The 3,561-nt window shown below is 55.0% G+C and carries 2 rRNA genes; both read left to right on the forward strand.

Annotation, left to right across the window (positions count from 1 at the left end):
- The first annotated feature begins 262 nt into the window (after positions 1-262).
- Positions 263-3,398, forward strand: a 23S ribosomal RNA gene (locus tag ABZW74_RS23785).
- A 94-nt stretch (positions 3,399-3,492) separates the two neighbouring features.
- Positions 3,493-3,561: ribosomal RNA gene (rrf, locus tag ABZW74_RS23790) — 5S ribosomal RNA — on the forward strand; the annotation flags it as partial.

Here is a 3,561-nt window from a genome sequence, read left to right on the forward strand (position 1 = left end):
CGTTGTCACGCTATCGGGGTTCTGAGGGAACACACGTTTCTTCTGGGCTTGCATGGCGATGATTGTGGTGAGGGTTCCTGTGATGGGGGCTGGAGCGGTCAGGGTTGTGCAGGTGTGTGTTGTTTGAGAAGTGCATAGTGGATGCGAGCATCTTTATTTTTGCAATGCATTACGAATCATTTTTGGTTTGTGTGTTTTGTTCGAGTTTTTGTTTTTCTACATTTTCGCGGGGGTTTGTTCCCCTGTGGGTTTGTAGGTGTTGTTGTAAGTGTTTTAGGGCGTTCGGTGGATGCCTTGGTACCAGGAGCCGATGAAGGACGTGGTAGGCCGCGATAGTCCTCGGGGAGTTGTCAAACGAGCTGTGATCCGAGGGTGTCCGAATGGGGAAACCCAGCACGAGTGATGTCGTGTTACCACCCAGTGAATGTATAGCTGGTGTGGGGGGAACGTGGGGAAGTGAAACATCTCAGTACCCATAGGAAGAGAAAACAATTGTGATTCCGTGAGTAGTGGCGAGCGAAAGCGGAGGAGGCTAAACCATGCGCATGTGATACCGGGTAGGGGTTGTGTGTGTGGGGTTGTGGGGTTCATCTTCTTCCATCTACCTGTGGAAGCGTGAGTGAGAAAATCGTGTGTTAGGTGAAGTGGCCTGGAATGGTCTGCCGTAGTCGGTGAGAGTCCGGTAGCTGAAAACATGCGGTCTTGCGTGATGGGTGCCCAAGTAGCAGCGGGCTCGTGGAATCTGCTGTGAATCTGCCGGGACCACCCGGTAAGCCTGAATACTTCCTGGTGACCGATAGCGGACTAGTACCGTGAGGGAAAGGTGAAAAGTACCCCGGGAGGGGAGTGAAATAGTACCTGAAACCGGACGCTTACAATCCGTCAGAGCCTGTGCATCGTTTGGTCGGTGGTGGGTGATGGCGTGCCTTTTGAAGAATGAGCCTGCGAGTTAGTGCTCAGTGGCGAGGTTAACCCGTGTGGGGTAGCCGTAGCGAAAGCGAGTCTGAATAGGGCGTTGATAGTCGCTGGGTCTAGACCCGAAGCGGAGTGATCTACCCATGGCCAGGGTGAAGCGACGGTAAGACGTCGTGGAGGCCCGAACCCACTTCAGTTGAAAATGGAGGGGATGAGTTGTGGGTAGGGGTGAAAGGCCAATCAAACTCCGTGATAGCTGGTTCTCCCCGAAATGCATTTAGGTGCAGCGTTGCGTGTTTCTTGCCGGAGGTAGAGCTACTGGATGGCCGATGGGCCCTACTAGGTTACTGACGTCAGCCAAACTCCGAATGCCGGTAAGTGAGAGCGTGGCAGTGAGACTGCGGGCGATAAGGTTCGTAGTCGAGAGGGAAACAGCCCAGATCGCCGGCTAAGGCCCCTAAGCGTGTACTAAGTGGAAAAGGATGTGGGGTCGCGAAGACAACCAGGAGGTTGGCTTAGAAGCAGCCACCCTTGAAAGAGTGCGTAATAGCTCACTGGTCAAGTGATCCTGCGCCGACAATGTAGCGGGGCTCAAGTACACCGCCGAAGCCGCGGCACTCACATAAGCCCGTCACTGCCTTACGGGGTGGTGGCCAGGTGTGTGGGTGGGTAGGGGAGCGTCCTGCATCCGTGGAAGCCACAGAGTGATCTAGTGGTGGAGGGTGTGGGAGTGAGAATGCAGGCATGAGTAGCGAAAGCAGAGTGAGAAACTCTGCCGCCGAATGACCAAGGGTTCCTGGGCCAGGCTAATCCGCCCAGGGTGAGTCGGGACCTAAGGCGAGGCCGACAGGCGTAGTCGATGGACAACGGGTTGATATTCCCGTACCCGTGTATCCGCGCCCATGCTGAATCAGTTGTACTAACCACCCAAATCCCAACAGACTGCCTTCGGGTAGCTGGCGGGGGCTGCGTGGGACCTCGGCTGGTAGTAGGCAAGCGATGGGGTGACGCAGGAAGGTAGTGGTGCCAGGTGGTGGAAGTCCTGGTGTAAGCCTGTAGGGCGAGACATAGGCAAATCCGTGTTTCATGTGCCTGAGAGGTGATGCGTAGCCGTTGCGGCGAAGTCCATGATCCTATGCTGCCGAGAAAAGCCTCTAGTGAGTTGGTACACGGCCCGTACCCCAAACCAACACAGGTGGTCAGGTAGAGAATACTAAGGCGATCGAGAGAACTGTGGTTAAGGAACTCGGCAAAATGCCCCCGTAACTTCGGGAGAAGGGGGACCTCGCTTGGTGACCGTCTTGACGACGTGAGCTGGGTGGGGTCGCAGAGACCAGAGAGAAGCGACTGTTTACTAAAAACACAGGTCCGTGCGAAGTCGTAAGACGATGTATACGGACTGACGCCTGCCCGGTGCTGGAAGGTTAAGAGGACCGGTTAATGCACCTTTGGTGTGTGAAGCTGAGAATTTAAGCCCCAGTAAACGGCGGTGGTAACTATAACCATCCTAAGGTAGCGAAATTCCTTGTCGGGTAAGTTCCGACCTGCACGAATGGCGTAACGACTTCTCTGCTGTCTCAACCACAGACTCGGCGAAATTGCAGTACGAGTAAAGATGCTCGTTACGCGCGGCAGGACGAAAAGACCCCGGGACCTTCACTATAGCTTGGTATTGGTGTTCGGTTCGGTTTGTGTAGGATAGGTGGGAGACTGTGAAGCGGCCACGCCAGTGGTTGTGGAGTCGTTGTTGAAATACCACTCTGATCGTATTGGACTTCTAACCTCGGACCCTGATCGGGTTCAGGGACAGTGCCTGGTGGGTAGTTTAACTGGGGCGGTTGCCTCCCAAAATGTAACGGAGGCGCCCAAAGGTTCCCTCAGCCTGGTTGGCAATCAGGTGTTGAGTGTAAGTGCACAAGGGAGCTTGACTGTGAGACGTACATGTCGAGCAGGGACGAAAGTCGGGACTAGTGATCCGGCACCGGCAAGTGGAAGCGGTGTCGCTCAACGGATAAAAGGTACCCCGGGGATAACAGGCTGATCTTCCCCAAGAGTTCATATCGACGGGATGGTTTGGCACCTCGATGTCGGCTCGTCGCATCCTGGGGCTGGAGTAGGTCCCAAGGGTTGGGCTGTTCGCCCATTAAAGCGGCACGCGAGCTGGGTTTAGAACGTCGTGAGACAGTTCGGTCTCTATCCGCCGCGCGCGTTAGAAACTTGAGGAAACCTGTCCCTAGTACGAGAGGACCGGGACGGACGAACCTCTGGTGTGCCAGTTGTCCCGCCAGGGGCACTGCTGGTTAGCTACGTTCGGAAGGGATAACCGCTGAAAGCATCTAAGCGGGAAGCCTGTTCCAAGATGAGGTTTCTCACCACCTTCGAGTGGTTAAGGCCCCCTACAGACCATGGGGTTGATAGGCCAGAACTGTACGCCTAGTAATAGGTTCAGGTGACTGGTACTAATCGGCCGAGGACTTACCAACAACATCTAACACTCAAAAGATTGACTCGCATCCACTATGTACTTCCGAGACAACACACAACAAACAAACCCTGTTGTGTGGGGTTTCATAATGTTACGGCGGCCATAGCGGAGGGGAAACGCCCGGCTCCATTCCGAACCCGGAAGCTAAGCCCTCCAGCGCC

Source organism: Gordonia sp. NPDC003585 (assembly GCF_040610755.1).
Lineage (GTDB): Bacteria > Actinomycetota > Actinomycetes > Mycobacteriales > Mycobacteriaceae > Gordonia.